Origin of the sequence: Micromonospora sp. DT43 (assembly GCF_049841645.1) — a bacterium.
GTDB lineage: Bacteria > Actinomycetota > Actinomycetes > Mycobacteriales > Micromonosporaceae > Micromonospora.
Map to the genome: position 1 here is coordinate 182855 of NZ_JBNCKR010000011.1, position 23056 is coordinate 205910.

13 protein-coding genes are annotated in these 23056 nt (G+C 74.0%); 10 read left to right on the top strand and 3 right to left on the bottom strand.

Annotated elements, in window-relative coordinates; all coding sequences use genetic code 11:
* Positions 1-14: 14 nt before the first annotated feature.
* Complete coding sequence (locus tag ACLQ26_RS24370; protein WP_425746638.1) at positions 15-1292, bottom strand: condensation domain-containing protein; 1278 nt, start codon at positions 1290-1292, stop codon at positions 15-17.
* 78 nt (positions 1293-1370) lie between these two features.
* On the opposite strand from ACLQ26_RS24370, the gene ACLQ26_RS24375 reads away from it, so the two are divergent.
* Genes ACLQ26_RS24375 through ACLQ26_RS24415 form a run of 9 tightly spaced genes read left to right on the top strand, consistent with a single transcriptional unit; the run spans position 1371 to position 19944 of the window.
* A complete protein-coding gene (locus ACLQ26_RS24375; RefSeq protein WP_425746639.1) occupies positions 1371-2339 on the top strand; it encodes a ferritin-like domain-containing protein in 969 nt (322 codons plus the stop codon).
* Positions 2340-2355: 16 nt separating this feature from the next.
* The gene (locus ACLQ26_RS24380; RefSeq protein WP_425746640.1) at positions 2356-8772 is read left to right on the top strand and encodes an amino acid adenylation domain-containing protein; all 6417 of its coding nucleotides are present in this window, start codon (positions 2356-2358) and stop codon (positions 8770-8772) included.
* Positions 8769-13796 (top strand): amino acid adenylation domain-containing protein, encoded by a 5028-nt coding sequence (locus ACLQ26_RS24385; protein ID WP_425746641.1) that lies wholly within the window; start codon positions 8769-8771, stop codon positions 13794-13796. Before ACLQ26_RS24380 ends, ACLQ26_RS24385 begins: the two co-directional genes overlap by 4 nt.
* 1 nt (position 13797) lies before the next feature.
* Positions 13798-14907: an SDR family oxidoreductase gene (locus ACLQ26_RS24390; protein WP_425746642.1), complete on the top strand. Its 1110-nt coding sequence runs from the start codon at positions 13798-13800 to the stop codon at positions 14905-14907.
* The gene (locus ACLQ26_RS24395; RefSeq protein ID WP_425746643.1) at positions 14904-16124 is read left to right on the top strand and encodes a Gfo/Idh/MocA family oxidoreductase; all 1221 of its coding nucleotides are present in this window, start codon (positions 14904-14906) and stop codon (positions 16122-16124) included. Before ACLQ26_RS24390 ends, ACLQ26_RS24395 begins: the two co-directional genes overlap by 4 nt.
* The gene (locus ACLQ26_RS24400; RefSeq protein ID WP_425746644.1) at positions 16121-16897 is read left to right on the top strand and encodes a thioesterase II family protein; all 777 of its coding nucleotides are present in this window, start codon (positions 16121-16123) and stop codon (positions 16895-16897) included. Before ACLQ26_RS24395 ends, ACLQ26_RS24400 begins: the two co-directional genes overlap by 4 nt.
* Positions 16894-17724 (top strand): FAD binding domain-containing protein, encoded by an 831-nt coding sequence (locus ACLQ26_RS24405; RefSeq protein ID WP_425746645.1) that lies wholly within the window; start codon positions 16894-16896, stop codon positions 17722-17724. The genes ACLQ26_RS24400 and ACLQ26_RS24405 overlap by 4 nt, the downstream gene beginning before the upstream one ends.
* Positions 17721-18224 (top strand): (2Fe-2S)-binding protein, encoded by a 504-nt coding sequence (locus tag ACLQ26_RS24410; RefSeq protein ID WP_425746646.1) that lies wholly within the window; start codon positions 17721-17723, stop codon positions 18222-18224. The genes ACLQ26_RS24405 and ACLQ26_RS24410 overlap by 4 nt, the downstream gene beginning before the upstream one ends.
* 28 nt (positions 18225-18252) lie before the next feature.
* Positions 18253-19944, top strand: coding sequence for a carbamoyltransferase family protein (locus ACLQ26_RS24415; RefSeq protein ID WP_425746647.1), 1692 nt, complete (start codon positions 18253-18255; stop codon positions 19942-19944).
* A gap of 48 nt (positions 19945-19992) precedes the next feature.
* On the opposite strand, the gene ACLQ26_RS24420 is transcribed toward ACLQ26_RS24415, so the two are convergent.
* Together ACLQ26_RS24420 and ACLQ26_RS24425 are read right to left on the bottom strand one after the other, a co-directional pair.
* Positions 19993-20475: a VOC family protein gene (locus tag ACLQ26_RS24420; RefSeq protein WP_425746648.1), complete on the bottom strand. Its 483-nt coding sequence runs from the start codon at positions 20473-20475 to the stop codon at positions 19993-19995.
* A gap of 11 nt (positions 20476-20486) precedes the next feature.
* Complete coding sequence (locus ACLQ26_RS24425; protein ID WP_425746649.1) at positions 20487-21569, bottom strand: methyltransferase; 1083 nt, start codon at positions 21567-21569, stop codon at positions 20487-20489.
* Between the two features lie 59 nt (positions 21570-21628).
* Here ACLQ26_RS24425 and ACLQ26_RS24430 point away from each other — a divergent pair, with 59 nt between their 5' ends.
* A complete protein-coding gene (locus tag ACLQ26_RS24430; protein WP_425746650.1) occupies positions 21629-23026 on the top strand; it encodes an LLM class flavin-dependent oxidoreductase in 1398 nt (465 codons plus the stop codon).
* Positions 23027-23056: the final 30 nt, after the last annotated feature.

Consider the following 23056-nt stretch of genomic DNA (forward strand, 5'->3'; position numbering starts at 1 on the left):
CGGTGCCGTAGGTCCTAGCGGCGCAGCAGCGTCGACAGCGACGCGGAGGGGTTGCCCACGACCGCCCGTGCCACGGCGACATAGCCGTCGAGAAGGCGTACGGCGTCGGCCGGGGCCAGCCGTGGCGTGTGGAACAGGACCACCCGCAGGCCGTCGCCGCGCGGGGCGATCGCCAGCTCGGTGCCGAAGCGGCTGCCGATCGCCTCGGGGACGAGCAACTCGAACTCGGTGTCGCCGACGCGTACGCGGTGGGACAGCTCGGCCATCATCTGGAACACCACGTCGTCGACCCGGCCGCCCAGGTTGGCGCTGCCGGTGGCGACGGCCTGGTAGGGCTGCTCCTGGTTGGCGAAGGCGGCGGCTGTCGTCGCGTGCGTCGCCTGGAGCAGGGCCGCGAAGGTGGCGAACGGTGGCAGCCGGGTGCGCAGCACCACCATGTTGGCGCAGAACCCGACGGTACGTTGACTCTCCGGCCGCGCGCGGTTGGCGAACAGCGAGGCGACGGCGAGGTCACCCTGGCCGGTGACGCGGTGCAGGACGGCGTAGTAGACGGCCAGGGCCACGGTGAACAGCGTCGTGCGGTGTCGTCGGGCCAGGGCACGCAGCCCGTCGGCGACGTCGGCGTCCAGGTCGCGGGCCAGCACTCCCGGTGTGGCGTCCGGGGGTGGCTCGCGGTACGGCAGACGCGGCAACCGCAGCCCGGTCAGCTGACCGCGCCAGAACTCGCGGTGCCGGTCCAGCTCCGTGCCGGCCAGCCGGTCCTCCTGCCAGGCCACGAACTGCGGGTACTGCCAGCGCACCGGGGGCAGCTCGGCTGTCGCGTCGGCGTAGAGGGTGTGCAGCTCCTCGAAGAGCAGCCCGCACGACCACGCGTCGGTGACCAGGTGGTGCATGGTGAAGCAGACGATCACCTCGTGGTCGCCCACCCGCCAGGCGGTGGCACGGGTCGGCCACTGTGTGACGTCCACCCGGGTGGCCAGCTCGGTGGTGACGGCGGCGTCGGCGGCGGCACGCGGATCCGGCTCGCCGCGCAGGTCGACCACCCGCAGCTCGACGGGTCGCGGATCGTGCACGAGCTGGGACACCCGTGGTCCGCGTCCCACGACAGTGGTCCGCAGCGCCTCGTGCCGGACGGTGAGCGCGGTGAGCGCCCGCTCCAGCGCGCCCAGGTCGACAGTGCCGGTGAGGCGGCACAGCAGCGGGCAGGTCAACGCCCCGTGGTCCGCCCGGTAGTGCTCGATGATGCCGAGCAGCCGCTGTCCCACGGAGGCCGGTACGGGTCGGGGGGCCACGCCACGACGGTACCGCTCGTCTTTGTATCTGTCATCAAGGGTCTGGCATCTTGTGTTCTCTCTCGGTACCTTGGGCGCATGTCTGGTCTGTCGGTGACCACCCCCGTGCACGCGCAGCTGACGTGGCACTACGAGTCCGAGATGCCCCGGGTGCTCTCCCTCTACGAACGGGCCAAGAGCGCGCAGTGGAACGCCAGCACCGATGTCGACTGGTCGATCGAGGTGCCGTTCGGTGAGCCGTTGCCCGACGACTCCGCGTTCGCCATGGCGTCGTTCGAGGCGTCCCCGCTGGCGCGTCGCGGCCGCCCCATGTGGGACACGTTCCGCTGGGAGCTGCAGTCGTGGATGGTGAGCCAGTTCCTGCACGGCGAGCAGGGCGCCCTGGTGGTCGCCGCGCGCCTGGTCGAGGTCGTGCCCGACATCGACAGCAAGTACTACGCCGCGAGTCAGGCCGCCGACGAGGCCCGGCACGTCGAGGCGTTCTCCCGCTACCTGCGCGAGAAGGTGCCGCACCCGTACCCGATCAACCCGGCGCTGTCCGAACTGATCGAGGATCTGCTCTCCGACTCCCGCTGGGACATCACCGCGCTGGGCATGCAGATCGTGGTCGAGGCCCTGGCGATGGCCGCGTTCCGGCTGGCCAACAGCACCTTCCACGACCGCCTCATCTGCGACATCACCCGCCTCGTGGCCCGAGACGAGGCCCGGCACGTGTCGTTCGGAGTGCTGTCGCTGGAGGGCATCTACCGGGAGATGACGAGCGCCGAGCTGGCCGACCGCGAGGACATGGTGCTCGACTCCGCGAGCCTCATGCGCCGCCGGTTCCTGCTGGAGGACGTCTGGGAGCGCATCGAGGTGGACCGGGGCGAGGGCGTCGACTTCGCCGCCCACAACGAGCTGATGATCAAGTATCGGCAGGCCATCTTCGCCCGCGTGGTCACCGCGCTGTCCAACATCGGCCTGCTGACTCCCCGGGTCCGCGAGGGCCTGCAGCGGCTGGACCTCATCGGGTTCGCCGACCGCTCGATCCGCGTTCCCCGCGCCTGAGGAGTCGGGAGGAGACATGCCAGTGCTCACCACGCTGACCCTCGACGGCATGTGCGACGACGTCGCGTCGCTGCTCGACGAGCCGGTGTCACCCGACGAGGATCTGCTGGAGCGCGGCCTCGACTCGATCGGGCTGATGCGACTCGCCGCCCGCTGGGCCGGCGCGGGTCTCACCTTCGCCCACCTCATCGAGCTGCGCACCGTCCGGCAGTGGCACGCGCTGGCCCACCCGCAGGCCGGACCGACGACGCCCGTCGAGGACGACGTGACCGTCGACCCGGACGAGCCGTTCGCCCTGGCGACGATGCAGCACGCGTACTGGGTCGGGCGGGCCGGTGAGCAGGCCCTCGGCGGCGTGGGGGCGCACTTCTACAACGAGTTCGACGGCCGGCAGGTGGACCCCGACCGGCTGGAGAGGGCCATCCGAGCCCTGGTGCGCCGCCACGACATGCTGCGGGCCCGCTTCCTCGACGACGGTCGACAGCAGATCACCCCGGACGGCGCCTGGCCCGGCCTGACCGTGCACGACCTGCGGGACCTGCCGGCGTACGAGCGGGACCGGCGGCTGGCCGACCTGCGCGCCACCCTGTCGCACCGCACCCTGCGGGTGGACCGGGGCGAGGTGTTCGACGTCCAGCTCTGTCTGCTGCCCGACGGGGCGAGCCGGGTGCACGTGGAGATCGAGATGCTGGTCGCCGACGCGCACAGCTTCCGGGTGCTCCTCGGCGACCTCGCCCGCCTCTACCGCCGGCCCGACGAGCCACTGCCGCCCATCGACTACAGCTATCCCCGGTACCTGGCCACCCACGAGCGACGGCGGGCCGACGCCCGCGAGGCCGCCGCCGACTACTGGCGTCCGCGGGTGCCCGACCTGCCCGGCGGGCCCGACCTGCCGGTGGCCGTGGCACCGGAGCGGGTCAGCGGACACCGGGTCATCCGCCATCACCACTGGCTCTCCGGCGCCGACCGGGACCGGCTCGCCGCCCGCGCTCGCGAGCACGGCGTCACCCTGTCGATGGTGTTCCTGACGGCCTTCGCCGAGGTCCTGGCCGCCTGGAGCAGCAGGCAACGCTTCCTGCTCAACCTTCCGCTGTACGACCGGACGCCGTACCACCCGGACGTGCCGTTGCTCAGCGGGGACTTCACCAACCTGCTGCTGCTGGAGGTCGACGCAACCGACGAGGTGCCGTTCGTCGATCGCGCCCGCCGCCTGGGCGAGCAGTTCGCCCGGGACGTGGCGCACAGCGCGTACTCCGGGGTGGACGTGCTGCGCGACCTGGCCCGCGCCCGCTCCGACCGGGCCGTGCTCGCGCCCGTGGTGTTCACAAGCGCGCTCAGCCTCGGCGACCTCTTCGGCGCCGACGTGCGGGAGTGCTTCGGGGACCCGGTGTGGACGTCGTCGCAGACCCCGCAGGTGTGGCTGGACAACCAGGTCACCGAGCGCGAGGGCGGCCTGTACCTCAACTGGGACGTGGTGGCGGAGCTGTTCCCGCCCGGTGTGTCGGAGGCGATGTTCGCCGCGTACGTCCGGCTGCTCACCGGGCTGGTCGACGGCGACTGGACCGCGTCGCCGGGCGAGCTGCTGCCTACGGAGCAGCGGGCGGTGCGCGAGCGGGTCAACGCGACAGCCGCGCCGGTCACGCCCGGCCTGCTGCACGACGGGTTCTTCGGCTGGGCGGCGCGGGAGCCCGCTCGGGTTGCGCTGCTCGGCGACGGGGTGTCGGTGTCCTACGGGGATTTGGCCGCGCGGGCGTTGACCCTGGCCGGGGCGCTGGGGCGGGCCGGCGTCGAGCCGGGTGACGCGGTGGGTGTGTGCCTGCCCAAGGGCGTCGACCAGGTCGTCGCGGTGCTGGGTGTGCTCGCCGCCGGTGGCGTGTACGTGCCTGTCGGCGTCGACCAGCCGGCCGCCCGACGCGACCGGATCTGGCAGCGGGCCGGCGTGGAGACGGTGATCGGCGCGGACGGGCTCGACCCGGCCGGCGACGGCCGCCCGGCCCTGCACGGCTGCGTGCCCGGTGACCCGGCGTCGGTGGCCTACGTCATCTTCACCTCCGGCTCCACAGGCGAACCCAAGGGCGTCGAGGTGCCGCACTGCGCCGCCGGCACCACCATCGAGGCCATCCGCCAACGGTTCGACATCGGGGCGGACGACCGGGTCCTCGCGGTGTCGGCGCTGGACTTCGACCTGTCGGTGTTCGACATCTTCGCGCTGCTCGGTGTCGGCGGGGCTGTGGTGCTGATCGGCGAGGAGCAGCGGCGCGACGCGAGCGCCTGGCGGCGGCTCGTGGACGCGCACCGGGTAACCGTCTGGCAGTCCGTCCCCGCGCTGCTGGACATGCTGCTGACCGCCGCCGAGACCGACGGCGGCCTGGACCACCTGCGGCTGGCGCTGCTCGGCGGTGACTGGGTCGGCCTGGACCTGCGCGACCGCCTGGTGGCGCTGCGCCCCGACGCCCGGCTCGTAGCCCTGGGCGGCACTACCGAGACCGCCATCCACTCGACGGTCTTCGAGGTGGGTGAGGTGCCGGCGCACTGGCGGTCCATCCCGTACGGGGTTCCGCTGCCGAACCAGCGCTGTCGCGTGGTGGACGGGCGGGGACGGGACTGCCCCGACTGGGTGGTGGGGGAGCTGTGGATCGGCGGGGCCGGGGTGGCGGCCGGCTACCGGGGGGATCCGGAGCGCACCGCGCAGCGGTTCGTGACCCACGACGGGATGCGCTGGTACCGCACGGGTGACCTGGGCCGGTACTGGCCGGACGGGACGCTTGAGTTCCTGGGGCGGGCGGACTTCCAGGTCAAGATCCGGGGGCACCGCATCGAGTTGGGCGAGGTAGAGGCCGCCCTGGCCGCCTGCCCCGGCGTACGCGAGGCAGTGGTGGTGGCCGTGGGCGCCAGCACGCGCCGGCTCGCCGCAGCCGTCGTGCCGACGGCGTCGGACCTGGACCCGGAGACGGTACGGGCGTTCGTCGTCGAGCGGCTGCCCGCGTACATGGTGCCCGAGCACGTCGCAGTGCTCGACGCGCTGCCCCTGAGCGGCAACGGCAAGATCGACCGGCCGGCGCTGGCACGACGGCTCGCCGAGGGCGCCGGCCGCTCCACCGAGGTCGAGCCACCCGCCGGGCCGGTCGAGACGGCGCTGGCCACCCTCTGGGCCGACCTGCTCGGCGTGCCGACAGTCGGCCGCGCCGACAGCTTCTTCACCCTCGGCGGGGACAGCCTGCTCGCCACCCGCCTGCTCGGGCGGATGCGCTCGGCCGGGCTGGCCGGCGGTCAACTGCGCCGCCTCTTCGCCGAGCCGACCCTCGCCGGGTTCGCCGCCGGCGTACGCCTCGACACCGGCGCCGCGCTGACCGGGACGTTCGTCGCCGACCCGGCGAACCGCCACGAGCCGTTCCCCGCGACCGACGTGCAGCGGGCGTACTGGATGGGTCGCAGCGGCGACTTCGCCCTCGGTGAGGTCGGCTCCCACTGGTACTGGGAGTTCGACGGCGAGGACGTGGACCTCGACCGGCTCACCGCGGCCTGGAACCGGCTGGTCCGCCGGCACGAGATGCTGCGGGCCGTCTTCGACGCCGACGGACGCCAACGCGTCCAACCCGAGGTGCCCGAGGTGACCATTCCGGTCGGCGAGGGCGAAGCCGCGCTCACCGACCTGCGCGACAGGCTGTCACACCGGGTCGCCGACCCGACCCGCTGGCCGCTGGTGGCCATCGAGGCCGTCCGCTACGGGGAGCGTCGCGTCCGGTTGGCGTTCAGCTTCGACTACATCGTGCTCGACGCGCTCAGCATCGTGACGGTCTTCGCCGAACTGTCCGCCCTCTACGTCGACCTCGACGCGCCGCTGCGCCCGATCGGCGTGTCGTTTCGCGACTACGTGCTCACCGCCCGGCCGGACGAGGCGACGGTCGAGGCCGACAAGCGCTACTGGTCGGCGCAGGCCGCGGAGATGCCCCCGGCGCCGCAACTGCCGCTCGCCGTCGACCCCGACCGGGTACGCGCCCCCCGCTTCGTCCGGCACGCGGCGCGGCTCGACCCCGCCGAGTGGACAGCCCTGGTCGACGCCGCCCGCGCCCACGGGGTGAGCCCGGCGGCGGTGCTCGCCACCGCGTACGCCGAGGTGCTCTCGGCCTTCAGCGCACGGCCGGACCTCACCCTCAACCTGACCCTCTTCGACCGCCGCGAGGTGCACCCCGACATCGACCACGTACTCGGCGACTTCACCTCGCTGCTGCTCGTCGGCCACCGCCCCGGCGCGGCCGACGACTTCCTGACCCTGGTGCGTCGCCTTCAGGAGCGGATGTGGGACGGCATGGAGCACAACGCTGTCTCGGCCATCTGGGTGCTGCGGGAGATCGCCCGGCGCACCGGCGCGCCCGCCGCCGCGATGCCTGTGGTCTTCACCAGCGCGCTGGGCATCAGCGACGAACTGGTGAGCATGTCCCTGCCGTTCGGCGAGCAGATCTGGGGCGCCTCGCAGACCCCGCAGGTGTGGCTGGACAACCAGGTCATGGAACGCGACGGCGGCCTGAGCATCAACTGGGACGTGGTGGCGGAGCTGTTCCCGCCCGACGTGGTGCAGACGATGTTCGCCGCGTACGTCGAGCTGCTGACCACCCTCGCGGCCGGGAACTGGGCACGGCAGGTGCCGGTCGGGCTCCCCGCCGGCCAGCGGGCCGTACGCGAGCGGGTCAACGCGACAGCCGCACCGATCCCGCCCGGCCTGCTGCACGACGGGTTCTTCGGCTGGGCGGCGCGGGAGCCCGCTCGGGTGGCGCTGCTCGGCGACGGGGTGTCGGTGTCCTACGGGGATTTGGCCGCGCGGGCGTTGACCCTGGCCGGGGCGCTGGGGCGGGCCGGCGTCGCGCCGGGTGACGCGGTGGGTGTGTGCCTGCCCAAGGGCGTCGACCAGATCGTCGCCGTGCTGGGTGTGCTCGCCGCCGGTGGCGTGTACGTGCCTGTCGGCGTCGACCAGCCGATGGTGCGCCGGGAGCGGATCCTCACCCGCGCGGACGTGAAGACGGTCGTCGGCGCGGACGGGCTCGACCCGGCCGGCGACGGCGGCCCGGCCCTGGACGGCTGCGTCCCGGTGGACCCGGCTGCGCTGGCCTACGTCATCTTCACCTCCGGCTCCACGGGCGAGCCCAAGGGCGTCGAGGTGTCCCACGCGGCGGCCGGAAATACCATCGCGGCGGTCAACGACCGGCTGCGCCTCGGCCCGGACGACCGGGTCCTCGCCGTGTCGGCGCTGGACTTCGACCTGTCGGTGTACGACATCTTCGCCCTGCTCGGCGTCGGCGGCGCGGTGGTGCTCGTCGAGGAGGGGCAGCGACGCGACGCCCGAGCCTGGCTGCGGCTCGTCCGCGAACACGACGTCACCATCTGGAACACCGTGCCCGCCCTGCTCGACATGCTGCTCACCGCGGCCGGCGACGAGCCGCTCGGCGCGCTGCGACACGCCCTGGTCTCCGGCGACTGGGTCGGCCTGGACCTGCGCGACCGGCTGGTCGCCCGCCGACCCGACGCCCGGCTCACCGCCCTCGGCGGCGCCACCGAGGCGGGCATCTGGTCCAACGCGTTCGACGTGGGGGAGGTGCCGGCGCACTGGCGGTCCATCCCGTACGGCTTCCCGCTGCCCAACCAGCGCTACCGCGTGGTGGACGGGCGGGGACGGGACTGCCCCGACTGGGTGGTCGGTGAACTGTGGATCGGCGGAGCGGGAGTCGCGGCCGGCTACCGGGGGGATCCGGAGCGCACCGCGCAGCGGTTCGTGACCCACGACGGGACGCGCTGGTACCGCACCGGTGACCTGGGCCGCTACTGGCCGGACGGGACGCTTGAGTTCCTGGGGCGGGCGGACTTCCAGGTCAAGATCCGGGGGCACCGCATCGAGTTGGGCGAGGTCGAGGCCGCCCTGACCGACTGCCCCGGCGTACGCGAGGCAGTCGTGGTGGCCGTGGGTACCAGCACCCGCCGGCTCGCCGCCGCCGTCGTACCGGAGGCGGGCGTCACCCTCGACCCGGACGCCACAGGCGCGTTCGTCGTCGAGCGGCTGCCCGCGTACATGGTCCCCGAGCACGTCGCCGTGCTCGACGCGCTGCCGCTGAGCGGAAACGGCAAGATCGACCGGGGCGCGGTGGCCACCCTGCTCGCCAGCGGAGACGCCGCACCGCCCGACGAGCCACCCCACGCCGGCCTGGAGAGCGACCTCGGCGCGCTCTGGGCCGAGCTGCTCAACGGCCCCGTTCCCGGCCGCACCCGCAACTTCTTCAGCCTCGGCGGGGACAGCCTGCTCGCCACCCGGCTGCTGGCCGTGCTGCGGGAACGCTACGGCGTCGACCTGCCGATGCGGGGCCTGCTCGACCGACCGACCATCGCGGACCTGGCCACCGCCGTGCAGCACGCCGCCGGCACGTACGAGGAAGGAATCGTATGAACGGGCAGGACCTCATTGCCGAGCTGGCGCAGGTGGGCGTCCACCTCTGGGAGGAGGACGGCCAGCTCCGCTTCCGGGCACCCACAGGCGTTCTCACCGACCAGCGCCGCGCCGCGCTACGCCAGCACAGGGAGCAGGTGCTGGCCGTGCTGCGCGACGCCGCCGCACCAACCGCTGTGGCGCACCCCGAGCAGCGGTACGAGCCGTTCCCGCTCACCGACGTGCAGAGCGCGTACCTGCTCGGGCGGAGCGACAGCTTCGCCTACGGCGGGGTCGGCTGCCACGGCTACGGCGAGCTGACCTTCACCGAGCTGGACGTGGACCGGCTGGAACGCGCCTGGCACGAGGTCGTCGCCCGGCACGACATGCTGCGGGCGGTCGTCAACCGCGACGGCTCCCAGCAGGTACGACCCGACGTGCCGGCGTACCGGATCGAGGTGCGTGACGCCGACGCGGCCGGCTTCGCCGACGCGGTGGCCGCCACCCGGGCGGAGTTGGACCACCGCCGTTACGACCCGCAGCAGTGGCCGCTGTTCGCGCTGCGGGTCACCCGCGGCCCGCAGCGCTGCGTCCTGCACTTCTCGATCGACTTCCTGGTCTGCGACTTCGTCAGCATCAACATCCTGCTCGACGAGCTGGGCCGCCGCTACGCGGGTGACCCGCCGAGCGACGAGTTGACGCTGACGTTCCGCGACCATCTGCTGGCCACCGAGCCGCTGCGCGGCGGCCCTCGCCACGACGCCGACCGGGACTGGTGGCTGGCCCGGCTCGACGACCTGCCCCCGGCGCCGGAGCTGCCGCTGCGCGGTGACGCCACGGCCGCGCCGCCCCGCTTCCGCCGCCTCGACCTGCGGCTCGACCCGACCGAGTGGGCCGGGTTGCGCCAACGCGCCGGGCAGCACGGCATCAGCCCGTCCGGGGCGGTGCTCGCCGCGTACGTCGAGGTGATCGCCGCGTGGAGCGTGCACCCGCGCTTCACCGTGGACGTCACCCTGCTCAACCGGACGCCCACGCACCCGCAGGTGGACCGGATCGTCGGCGACTTCACCTCGGTCAGCCTGCTCGCCGTGGAGCAGAGCCCGGACGCGCCGGTGCAGGAGCGGGCCAAGCGCATTCAGGCGCAGCTCTGGTCCGACCTGGACCACCGCCGGTTCTCCGGCGTCGACGTCGTCCGCGAGCTGGTCCGCCGTCGGGGCGCCGACGCCGCGCTGATGCCCATCGTCTTCACCAGCGCCATCGGGTTGGGCGGCGACACCGGCGTGGAGGGCTTCGGCGAGCTGGGGTACGGCATCAGTCAGACCCCGCAGGTGTGGATCGACTGTCAGAACATCGAGCGCTCCGGTGGGCTGGCCACCAACTGGGACGTCCGCGAGGGCGTGTTCCCCGACGGTGTCGTCGACGAGATGTTCGCCGCGTACGCCGCGCTGCTGCGCCGGCTGGCGGGCACCGACGAGGCGTGGGAGGAGCTGGCCCCGGTGGCGCTGCCCGAGGCGAGCGCCCGCCGCCGCGCCGAGGTCAACGACACCGCCGCGCCGCTGCCCGACGGGCTGCTGCACGAGGGGGTGCTCGCCCAGGCGCTGCGGACCCCGGACCGGGTGGCCGTGGTGGCCGCCGACGGCTCCCTCACGTACCGGCAGCTCACCGGCCGTGCCACGGCGGTGGCCGCGCGGCTCGTCGAGGCCGGCTGCCGGCCCGGCGACCTGGTCGCTGTGGTCGCCGAGAAGGGCTGGCGGCAGGTGGTGGCGGTGTTCGGCGTCCTGCTGGCCGGTGGGGCGTACGTGCCTGTCGACACCAACCAGCCGGCCGTGCGCCGCGACCTGATCCTCGACGGCGCGGGGATCCGGCACGTCCTCACCGAGGCCGACCGGGTGGACGGCGACTGGCCGGAGCATGTGACGCCGATCGCCGTGGACGACTGCGACGGGCCCGCGCCGACGGCCCTGCCGGCCCGCACGGTCGGCCCGGACGACCGCGCGTACGTCATCCACACCTCCGGTTCGACGGGCACCCCGAAGGGAGTGGTGATCACCCACCGGGCGGCGCTGAACACCGTGGCGGACATCAACGCCCGGTTCGACGTGACGCCCGACGACCGCGTCCTCGGCCTGGCCAGTCTGGGCTTCGACCTGTCCGTCTACGACCTGTTCGGCCCGCCCGCGGTCGGCGCGGCACTGGTGCTGCCCGCGCCGCAGCGGCGCGGCGACCCCACCCACTGGGCGGAGCTGGTCGCCGAGAACGAGGTGACCCTCTGGAACTCGGTCCCGGCGCAGTTGCAGATGCTCGCCGACTACCTCGCGGCCGCGCCGATGGTCCGGATCCCCTCGCTGCGGCTGGCCCTGCTCAGCGGCGACTGGATCCCGGTAACCCTGCCGGACCAGATCCGCGATCTCGTTCCCGGTCTGGCAGTGGTCAGCCTCGGCGGCGCGACCGAGGCCGCCATCTGGTCGATCATCCACCCGATCGGGCGTGTCGACAGGTCCTGGCGCAGCATCCCGTATGGAGTGCCGCTGGCCAACCAGAGCTGGCACGTCCGGGACGCGGCGCTGCGGGCCCGCCCGGACTGGGTCGCCGGGGAGCTGTACATCGGCGGCGCCGGGCTGGCGCTGGGCTACCTCGGCGACGAGGTCCGCACCGCCGAGCGGTTCGTCACCGACCCGTCCACGGGCGAACGGTTGTACCGCACCGGTGACCTGGGCCGCTACCTGCCCGACGGCACCATCGAGTTCCTCGGCCGGGAGGACTTCCAGGTCAAGATCCGCGGCCATCGCATCGAACTGGCCGAGGTCGAATCGGCGCTGCTCGCGCATCCGGGGGTGGGCGGGGCGATCGCGGTGGTCGACGGGGACCGTCCCCTGGAGAGGCGGCTCGCCGCCGTCGTCCAGCCCGCCGCGGTCGAGCCCGGAGGTGGGCAGCCGGTCGACCCGGCCGGACCCACCGCGGCCGGGTCCGTGCTGGTGGCCGGCACCGACCTGGGCGCCTACGAGGCGTACCTGCACGAGCTGGACGCTCTCGGCCTCGCCGCCATGCTCGACACCCTGCGCGCCGCCGGCCTCGCGCTCGACGACCGCCCGCACCGCCTGGACGAGGTGTACGCCGCCACCCGCGTCGCGCCCCGGCACCGCCGGCTGCTGCGCCGCTGGCTGCGGGCGCTCACCGACAGCGGGGTGCTGCGCCACGACGACGACGGCTACCGGCTGGCCGGCGCGCCACCACCGGCCGCGCGGGCCTGGGACGCGGTGGCCGAGCGGGCGGCTGCGGTCGGGGAGTCCCCCGAGCTGGTCCGCTACTTCCAGGCCAGCGCCACCGCGCTGCCGGCGCTGCTGCGCGGCGACGAGGACCCCCTCGCGCTGCTCTTCCCCGGCGGCGAGCTGGAGGTGTCGGACAACCTCTACGCCGACGCCCTGTTCAACAGGTGGGCAAACGCGGTCGCGGCGGCGACAGTCCGGTCGCTGGCCGAGCGGCTGGACGGGCCGGTGCGCATCGTCGAGGTCGGCGCCGGGTCCGGCGGTACGACAGCTGCGGTGCTCGACGCGCTGGACGGCCTCGACGTCGACTACCTCTACACCGACCTGTCCGCGTTCTTCCTCGGTGCCGGCCGGCAACGCTTCGCCGACCGGCCGGGGCTGCGGTTCGCGCAGCTCGACCTCGACGCCGACCTGGCCGGGCAGGGCATGGCCCCGAACAGCGCCGACATCGTGATCGCCGGCGACGTCCTGCACGCCACCCGGGACGTGCCGGCCACGCTGGCCCGGCTGCGCGGCCTGCTCGCCCCCGGCGGGCACCTGGTGCTGCTGGAGATGACCCGGGAGCACTACCAGATCATGACCTCGCTGGAGCTGCTGGTGCGGCTCGACGACGACCTCGGTGACTTCGCCGACCTGCGCCGGGGCACCGACCGCACGTTCCTCACCGGCGACGAGTGGCGTGGCCTGCTCGCCGCCGCCGGGGCGTCGCCGGTGCTCGACCTGCCGTCGGCCGCCGACCCGATGGCCGGGCTCGGCATGCGGATCATCGCCGCGCGGGTGAAGGCCGACAGGCGGCGGGTCGTTCCCGACGAGCTGCGGGCGCACCTGGCCGACCGGCTGCCCGACTACATGATCCCGGGTGTGCTGCAGGTCGTCGACGACCTGCCCCGCACGGCCAACGGCAAACTGGACCGGGCGGCCGTACGCCGGCTGGTGGCGGCCACGACTGCCGGTCCCGAGGCGAGCGCCACGGCCCCGCTCACGGAGCTGGAGGAGCAGATCGCGGCCGTCTGGGCCGACGTGCTGCGGGTGGATCGGGTCGGACGGGACGCGGACTTCTTCGCCCTCGGCGGTGACTCGCTGCTCGCCGCGAAACTCGCCGGTCAGCTCGCCGAGCGGGTGCCGGCCGCCGCCGACGTCTTCTTCGACGAGCTGCTGCGCCGGATCCTGGAGCACCCGAGCGTGGCGGACCTGGCCGATCACCTGGCCGCCGTGGGCAGCGTCCGGCCCGACGAGGAGCCGGCCGTCAGCGACACCGGCGAGGTGGTGGCGCTGGCCGGTGAGGGCCCGCCCCGCTACGTGCTGGTGCACGACGGCAGCGGCTGCCTCGACGGGTACGCCGGGCTGGCCGAGCGGCTGGCGGCCACCGGGGCCGTGTGCGGGATCGTGGACGGCGGGCTGCACCGCTACGCGGGTCTCGACCCGGCGCCGCTCGTGCAACGCCTCGCCGCCGACTACACGAGCGCGCTGGCCGGGCACGTGTCGGCCGGGGAGTTGGTGCTCGTGGGTCGGGGTGCGGCCGGGGTGCTGGCGTTGGAGCTGGCCCGGCAGCTCACCGAGTCCGGGGTGGACGTGGCGACCCTGGTGATCGCCGACCCGGTCGACGGCGACGACTACGGCAGTTCCCCGTACGCGGGCGACGTCACGCTGCTGTGCGCGGACGAGCCGGACCCGACGAGCGTCGACTGGTGGCGCGACGTGTGCCTGGGCGAGCTGACCGTGCGACGGGTGCCCGACGATCCGGGCGAGTGGGCCGGCCCGATCGCCGGAGATCGCTGACATGGCCCCGACGATCGCCCTGGTGGGCGCCACCGGTGGTGTGGGCCGGCACGCCCTGGCGCACCTGCTGGCCTGGAGCGTGGACGACGTCCGCGCCGGCGCCCGCGATCCCGCCCGGCTCGGCGTGGACGATCCCCGGGTGCAGGCGCGGGCGGTGGACGTCACCGACCCGGCGAGCCTGGACGCGTTCTGCGCCGGCTGCCACACAGTCGTCAACTGCGCCGGGCCGGCGGCCTCGATCGGCGACACGGTGGCCCGCGCGGCGGCCCGCTGCGGGGCCGGCTACGTCGACGCGGCAGGCGACGACCCGCTGCACGCGGCGGTGTCCGCCCTGCCCGGAGCCACCGACCGGGTCGCGGTGCTGTCCGCCGGTCTGATGCCCGGCCTGTCCGGGCTGCTCCCCGCCCACCTCGCGGCGCAGGTGCCGGGAGCGCGGCGGATGACCGGGTACGTCGGAGGTCGCGACGGGTTCACACCCGGCGCCGCCCTGGACTTCCTCGCCGCCGGAGACGCCGAGTACGGCGAGCCGTCGGCCGCGTGGCGTGACGGCGCGCGACGCAGCAACGCCCTCGCCGCCCGGTCGGAGGCGCCGGTGCCATTCTTCGACGAGCCGGTGCTGCTGCAGCCGTACCTCAGCACCGAGACCGAGCGGCTCGCCCGCCGGCTGGGCCTGACCGACGTCGACTGGTGGTCGGCGTTCGCCGGCAGCCGGTTGCCGGCGGCGCTCGCCGCGGGAGCCCGCCGTGCGCGCGACGGCGCGACGGCGGCGCAGCTGGCCGACGCTGCCGCGCAGTTGTGTCGGGCGGCCGAGCTGGACACCTTCGGGCGGCCCCGCTACCAGCTGCTCATCGTCGAGCTGACCGGCCCGGCGGACGCCCGCGTGCTGGTCTGCCGGGGGACCGGCGCGAACGCGCTCACCGGCGCGGCTGTCGCCCTCGGCGCCCTCGCGGTCGCCGCCGGCGACGTGCCACCGGGCGTGCACCACCTGGCCGAGGCGGTGGATCCGGGATGGGCGGTGGACCTGCTGCGCACCAGCCCGGCGGTCACGTCACTGCGCGTCGAGGACGGCCCGCTGGGGTCGTACGACCTGATCGAGGAGGGGGTGGCGTGAAACCGAGAGTGCTTGTCGCCGGCACCAAGTTCGGCCAGGTGTACCTGCAGGCGTTCCGGCAGCCGGACTTCCCGTTCGAGCTGGCCGGAATCCTCGCCGGGGGCAGCGCCCGGTCGGCGGCCTGTGCCCGGCACTACGGGGTGCCGCTGTGGACCGACGTCGCCCAGGTGCCCGAGGACGTGACGCTTGCCTGCGTGGTCATCCGTGGTGGCCTGCTGGGTGGGCCGGGCGGCGAGGTGGCCCGGGCGCTGATGCAGCGCGGCCTGCACGTGTTGCAGGAGCATCCGCTGCACCACGACGAGCTGGTCGAGTGCCTGCGTACCGCCGGTCGGGCCGGTGTCGTCTACCACCTGAACTCGTTCTACGTGCACACCGCCCCGGTGCGCCGGTTCCTCGCCGCCGCCCGGGCGCTGCTGGCCCGACAGCCGGCCCGCTACGTCGACGCGGCCTGCGGGTTCCAGGTCGCGTACGCGCTGCTGGACATCCTCGGTCAGGCCCTCGGCGGCGTCCGCCCGTGGGGCCTGGCCCCGGCGGTCGAGCTGCCCGAGCAGGTACGCCGGCTGTCCCGGGTGGACGTGCCGTTCCGCAGCCTCGACGGGGTGCTCGCCGGTGTGCCGTTGACGCTGCGGGTGCAGAACCAGATGGACCCGGCGGACCCGGACAACTACGCGCACCTGCTGCACCGGGTGACGATCGGCACCGAGGCCGGCAACCTGACCCTGGTCAGCACGCACGGGCCCACCGTGTGGAGCCCTCGGCCGGACTTCCCGCAGCAGGTGCAGGACCGGGGCGTGGGCCGGCCGCACTTCGCCGACGGCGAGAGCGACGAACCGGACCACCTGGACGTGCCGAGCGCGCAGCCGCTTGCCGACACCGTCGCGCCCAGCTACCGCAGGGTGTTCGACGAGGTGTGGCCGGCCGGCGTCGGGTACGCGCTGGGCAACCTGCACGCCGCGGCGCTGGGTGGGCAGAAGCTGGCCCGCCACGGCCAGTACCACCTGAGCCTGTGCCAACTGTGGCAGGACGTCACCGCCCGGCTGGGGCCACCCGAGCTGGTGCACTCCGTACCGCCGCGGATGTTCGGGGCGTCCGACGTGGCCGACCTGGCCGACGCGGCGGCGAGGGCTGTCGACCCGCAGGCCGGTTCGTCGCAGGCCGGTTCGTCGCAAGCCGGCGATAAGCGGGCCGGGGAACAGCCGGTCGGAGCGCGGCCGTGACCCCCGTCGCGCGGACGTGGCTGCGGTGCTTCCGGCCGCTGCGCTGGCCCGCGCTGCGCCTCGTCTGCTTCCCGCACGCCGGCGGCAACGCCGCGTTCTACCGGGCGTGGTCGGCGCAGGTGCCCGACGACGTCGAGGTGCACGGCGTGCAGTATCCGGGCCGGATGGACCGGTCGGCGGAGCCGTTCGCGGCCGACCTGCCGAGCCTGGCCGAGGGCGTCGCGCAGGCGGTGCGGGAGCTGCCGGCCGACGCGCCTGTCGTCCTGTTCGGGCACAGCCTCGGCGCGTCGGTGGCGTACGAGACAGCGCGCCGGTTGGACGGGCCCGGCAGCGTGCTGCGGGCGCTCGTCGTCTCCGGTCGCCCCGGCCCGGGTCGGCTGCGGGCCACAAGCGTGCACCTGGCCGACGACGACACGCTGTGGGCGGAGACCGGACGCCTCGGCGGCACCGGCCGCGAGGCCCTCGACCACGAGGGGGTACGCGCCATCGCCCTGCCGGTGCTGCGCGCCGACTACCGGATCGCCGAGACGTACCGCCCGGAGCCACCCGTGCCGCTGCGCGCGCCGGTGCTGGCCTGCGTCGGCGCGGACGACCCGGAGGTCACCGCCGACGAGGCCGGCGACTGGGCGCTGCGCACCCGCGGCGGGTGCACAGTGCACACCTTCCCCGGCGGGCACTTCTACCTGCTGGCGCGCCGCAACCAGCTCATCGACACCATCCTGCGGGCCACGCACCGCAGCCCGGTGCCCACCTGGTCGGCGGCCGGCCCGTGATCCCGGCGAGCCTGCACTACCACCGGGCCCGGGACCTCACCGAGGCGCTGGAGCTGCGCCAGGCGTACGGGGACCAGTTGCGGCCACTGGCCGGCGGGCAGTCGCTGTTGCCGGCGCTCAAGCTGCGCCGGGACCGGGTCGACACGCTGTTGGACCTCGGCCGGGTCACCGAACTGTCGTACGTGGCGCACCGCGACGACCACCTGGCCGTCGGCGCGCTGACCCGCTACCACCTGCTGCTCGGCGATCCGCTTGTCGACAGGTACGCCCCGCTGCTTGCGGTCGCGGCCGCGGCCGTCGGTGACCCGCAGGTGCGGCACCTCGGCACCGTCGGCGGGGCGCTCGCGCAGGCCGATCCGGCCGCCGACCTGCCCCTGGCCCTGGTCGCGCTGGACGCCGTGGTGGTGCTGCGCAGCGCGACCGGGGCGCGGACCGTGCCCGCCGCCGAGCTGGCCGTCGCGCCGGGCGTGACTGTGTGCCGGCCCGACGAGCTCGTCACCGAGGTACGGGTGCCGCTGCCCGGCCCGGCGCGGTGGCGCTACCTGACGTTCGCCCGGCCGGCGTTGGAGTGGTCGGTGGTGGCCGTCGCCGTCGCCGACTCCCGGGTGGCGCTGGCCGGGATGGGTCCGACCATCCGGCGGGCGTACGGGGTCGAGGCGGCGCTCGCCGAGGGCGCCGGTGTCGCGGTCGCGGCGGCACGCGCTGACGAGGGGTGCGACCCGCCCGACGACGTACGCGCCTCGGCCGCGTACCGGCGGCACCTCAGTCGGGTGCTGGTGGCCCGCGCCCTGACCGATTCCGGCACGACGGTGGAGGAGCCACGATGAGCATCGACGCCCGGCCCGGTACGACGACGGTCGCCGTCACCGCCACCGTCAACGGCCGCCCGGAGAGCCGTCGGGTGCCCTCGCGCACCCTGCTGGTGCACCTGCTGCGTGAGGAGTTGGGGCTGACCGCCGCGACGGTGGGCTGTGACACCACCTCCTGCGGTGCCTGCACGGTGCTGCTCGACGGGCGGTCGGCCAAGTCGTGCACCCTGCTGGCCGCGCAGGCCGACGGCGCCGACATTCGCACCGCCGAGGGGCTCGCCGACGGCGACCGGCTGCACCCGGTGCAGGAGGCGTTCCGGGAGCACCACGCCCTGCAGTGCGGCTTCTGCACCCCGGGGATGGTCCTCGCGGTGGTGAGCCTCCTTCAGGAGAACCCGGGGCCGCTCACCGAGCACGACGTGCGGCACGCCCTCAAGGGCAACCTGTGCCGCTGCACCGGCTACCACAACATCGTTCGTGCCGTGCTCGCCCTCGACGGGGCCCGCCAGGCCGGATGACCGCCAGAGACCGGAAGGGAGGCCGACCATGTCGGCGCGTTACGTACTCGGGGTGAACATCGGCTTCCACGACTCCAGCGCCGCGCTGGTCCGCGACGGCGCGCTCTGCGCTCTGGTCGAGCAGGAGCGGGTCAGCCGCCGCAAGCACGCGGTGGGCCAGCCGCCCGCCGAGGCGATCGCCGCGTGCCTGGCGATGGCGGGCATCGGCGCGCGGGAGGTGGACACGGTCGCCATCGGCTGGGACTTCCGGGACATCCCGCTGGGCCGCAACCGACGGTTCACCACCGAGGGGCTGCGGGCGATGCTCTTCCCCGACGACGAGGACCTGCCCATGCCTGCGGTCCGCTGGGTGCCGCACCACGTCGCGCACGCGGCCAGCGCCGTGTACAGCTGCGACTGCGAGGAGGCCGCCGTCCTGGTCCTCGACGGCGCCGGCGAGACGCAGTCGACCTCGTTCGGGCGGTACGCCGACGGCGAGATCGAGATTCTGCGAGAGTGGCCCGTGGAGCAGTCGCTGGGCTTCTACTACAACGCCGCCGCCGAGTGGGCCGGGCTGGGCTACTGGGGCACCGGCAAGCTGATGGGCCTCGCCGCCTACGGCAGACCCGGTCCGGGCGCGCCGGTGCGACCCGTCGCGGGCGGGTACGAGCTGGTCCGCGGCACGCCCACCGCCGAGGTCCCCAGCCGGCGGGCCGCGACGCTCGGCCCGCTGATGGCGTACTACCCGGCCGTCGCCGAGTCGCTCAAACCCGAGTTCGGCAAGCTGTTCCCGTACGCGCCGCGCACCGGCGAGGAACCCATCGCGTACGCGGACTTCGCCGCGACGATCCAGCAGGGGCTGGAGGAGACGGTGCTGTCCCTGGCGGCAGACCTGCGTCGGCGGGTCGACACCCCGGTGCTGGCGCTCGCCGGCGGGGTGGCGATGAACTGCACCATGATCGGTGTGCTGGTCCGCAGTGGACTCTTCGACCGGGTGTACGTCCCGCCGGTGCCCACCGACGCGGGGGTGTCCCTGGGGGCGGCGCTTGTCGCGGCGCGGGAGTGCGGGGAGTTCACGCCCACCCGCATCGACCACGCGTACTGGGGTCAGCCGATCACCACGGAGGCCGGTGAGGCGGCGGCCGCGCGCGCCGGCATGGTGCACCGCCGCCTCGGCGACGACGAGTTGGCCCGCTCCGTGGCCGGTGAACTGGCCCGGGGTCGGATCGTGGGCTGGGCGCGCGGCCGGGCGGAGATCGGGCAACGGGCGCTCGGCGCCCGCAGTCTGCTGGCCGATCCGCGGTCCCGGCGCAACCTGGAACGCCTCAACGTGCTCAAGGGCCGGGAGATGTGGCGTCCGGTCGCGCCGAGCGTCCTCGCCGAGCACGTGTCGGACCTGATCGAGGGGCCGGTCGGCGAACCGTCGCGGTTCATGCTGGCCGCCGCGTCGCTGCGTCCGGACGCCCGGCTGCGGGTGCCGGCGGTGACCCACGTGGACGGCTCGGCCCGCCCGCAGACCGTGCACCGCGACACCAACCCCGGCTACTGGGCGCTCATCGAGCAGTTCCGGCAGCTCACCGGCGTGCCGGCGGTGGTCAACACGTCGTTCAACCTGGCCGGTGACCCGATCGTGAACTCGGCAGTCGACGCGGTCGACACGTTCGTACGCGCCAAGGAGATCGATCTGCTGGTCCTCGGCGACACGGTGGTGGCCCGCAGCGAGGCCGACCTGCCGTCCTGACGTGCGGTGGGGCCGCCCGGTCGGGCGGCCCCACCGTGTCGAGCGGGCTCAGGCGCGGGTCGACTGGCGGTCGCGGCGCCACACCTGGCGGAGCCGGTCGACGAAGAAGTCCCGGTTCACCCAGTAGAACTCCAGCCAGATGTTGTCCGGGTCGCGCAGCCAGATCTGCGATCCCGCCTCGTGCTTGCTGGTGGTGATGCCGGAGTGCGCGACGTCGATGGCGTCCAGGTGCACGACCCACTCGTCCAGGTCGCCGCGCTCGGGCACGTGGTAGGCCAGGTGGTGCAGCCCGGGCCGCCGCTCGTCGAAGCGATCGGCGTCGACGTCACCCTCGGCCGGGCCCTCGACGCAGCCCAGCACCACCGAGGCGAACGACGCCGTGTGCAGCAGGGTGCGGAAGCGGAAGCCGGATTCGGGTGGGGTGACGTCGTTCACCACCACCATCTCGAACACCGAGCAGTAGAACGCGGTGCTGCGCTCCAGGTCGACGACCGTGAGGTTGATGTGGTTACGACCGTCCAGGCGTGGCATCGCCGGCCTCCTCAGGCCGTCCGGCCGGCCGCCGCGACGGCAGGTCTGCCGGTGGCCCGGTCGCCGTCGGGCGCGGGCACCGCCGGGACGGCCTCCAGGACCGACATCGACGAGGTCGGTGTGATCCGCGCCAGCCGGAACCCGGCGTCGTCGAGCAGCGCGCGGAACTCCGGCTCGGTCCGGGTCCGCCCGCCGAAGAGGGCGAGCGCCTTGACGTCCATCACCTTGCCGGTGTCGTCGTGGTTGCCGTAGCGGCTCACCGACTCGACGATTACCACTCGGCTGTCGGGCCGGGCCGCGGCGCGGACGTTGCGCAGGATCGCGGCGGCCTGCTCGTCCGGCCAGTCGTGGATGATCGTCTTGAGCAGGTACACGTCGGCGCCTTCGGGCAGCGGATCGAAGAAGCTGCCGCCGCGGACCTCGCACCTGTCGGCGACACCCGCGGCTGCCAGCACGTCCGGCGCCTCGGCTACCACGTGCGGCAGGTCGAGCAGGATCGCGCGCAGCTCGCGGTGGCGGGCCAGCAGGCCGGCGACGAAGGTGCCGTGGCCGCTGCCCACGTCCACGAGCGTCCGCGCCGTGCGCAGATCCAGCGCCGGCGCCACCGTGCGCAGCACGAACGGGTTGACGCTCTCGGCCGACCGCTCGAACCGGACGCACTCGTAGGGGTGGTCGGCGAAGTGGTCGTAGTAGCGCGTCCCGCCGTGCACGTGCCCGAACGCGGTCTCGCCGGTGCGCAGGCTGTGCGTCAGGCGGGCCCACGAGTAGATGTCCGGTGGCATGAGGGGGAAACACTCGCGTACCGAGAACGGGTGGTCGCTGCGCAGCGGCTCGGCCAGCGGGGTGAGCCCGAACACCTCGGGCGTGACCTCGGTGAAGATGCCCCGGCCGGCAAGCGCGCGCAGGCCACGCGTCAACGCGGCGGGGTCGGCGCCGACGCGCCGGGCCAGCACGTCCACCGGCAGCGGACCCTCGATGAGCTGGTCGGCGACCGCGAGGTCACACATGACCCGGATGGTGAACGGAACGATGTAGTCGGCCAGTTCGGTGAGGCGGGTGACCGACGCGAGGTCGATGCGAGGCGTCACGGGCATGTCCGTACGGTATCCGGTCGAGCGTTGCGATACCAGATAGCATACGAGACACTTGATACGTGCATCTGAACCTGTTCACCCAGTGCTCGCCGTCGCCGCAGTTCAAGGGGTTCTGGCGGCACCCCGCCGACCGCACCGCCACCGGCTACCGCGACCTCGGCTACTGGGTCGAGCTGGGTCGCCGGCTGGAGGCCGCCTGCCTGGACGCGCTCTTCTTCGCCGACGTGCACGGCACGTACGACGTCTACCAGGGCTCCTGGCGGGCGGCAGTGCGGCATGCCGTGCAGATCCCGTCCATCGACCCGCTGCTCGTCCTGCCGGCGATCGCGGCCACCACCTCCCGGCTGGGCCTCGCCGTCACCTACTCGACGACGTACCACGCCCCGTACGAGTGCGCCCGGGTGTTCAGCTCGCTGGACCACCTCACCGGCGGACGCATCGCCTGGAACATCGTCACCTCGTATCTGCGCTCCGCGTCGGCGAACGGGCTCGGCTCGTACCTGGACCACGACGAGCGCTACGACCGGGCCGACGAGTACGTCGAAGTGGCCCGCCGGCTCTGGGAGGAGAGCTGGGACGACGACGCGGTGCGGCGCGACGTCGCCGCGAACGTCTTCACCGACCCGGACCGGGTGCGCGAGATCGGCCACGACGGGCGCTGGTTCTCGGTGCGGGGGCCGCACCAGTGCGAGCCGTCACCGCAGCGCACCCCTGTGCTCTACCAGGCCGGCGCGTCCGGGCGGGGGATGACGTTCGCGGCCCGGCACGCCGAGGTCGTCTTCCTGACCATGGCGGACCCGGCCAGCGGCGCGTCGCAGGTGGCGAGGCTGCGCGCCGAGGTGGCCGCCCACGGGCGCGACCCGCGTGCGGTCAAGGCGTTGCAGGGCAGCATGGTGATGGTCGCACCGACCAAGGCGGAGGCCCGCCGGCGGGCCGAGGAGTACGTGGCGCTGTGGAGTGGCGAGGGCCAGCTCGCCAAGTGGTGCGGCTGGATGGACGTGGACCTCGCGGCGTACCCGGACGAGACGCCGGTGGCGGAGATCGCAGGGCAGGGCAGCCAGAGCTTCGTGGGTTTCCTGCGCCGACTCGGACCCGAGCGCACCTGGACGGTGGGCGACGTGCGCTACCTCGTGGCGACGGCCCGCCGGCCCCGTACCGGTGCGCCGGTGACCCTCTTCGGCACTGTCGAGCAGGTCGCCGACCGGATGGAGGAGTGGTGCGCGGTGGCCGACGTGGACGGTTTCAACCTCATCCCCTGCCCGACGACCCAGGGCATCGACGACATCTGTGACCTGCTGGTGCCGGAGTTGCAGCGGCGTGGCCTGTTCCGCACCGCGTACGACCCGGCCGAGCGGACCCTGCGGGAGCGCTACTTCGGCGCCGACACGCCCGTGCCGGCCCGGGTGCCGGCGCGGGACACGCAGGTGCCGGCCGAACCCGCCACCGCGCGCGGCTGACAGGCCGCCTCGGCCGCGCGCTGCTCGCGT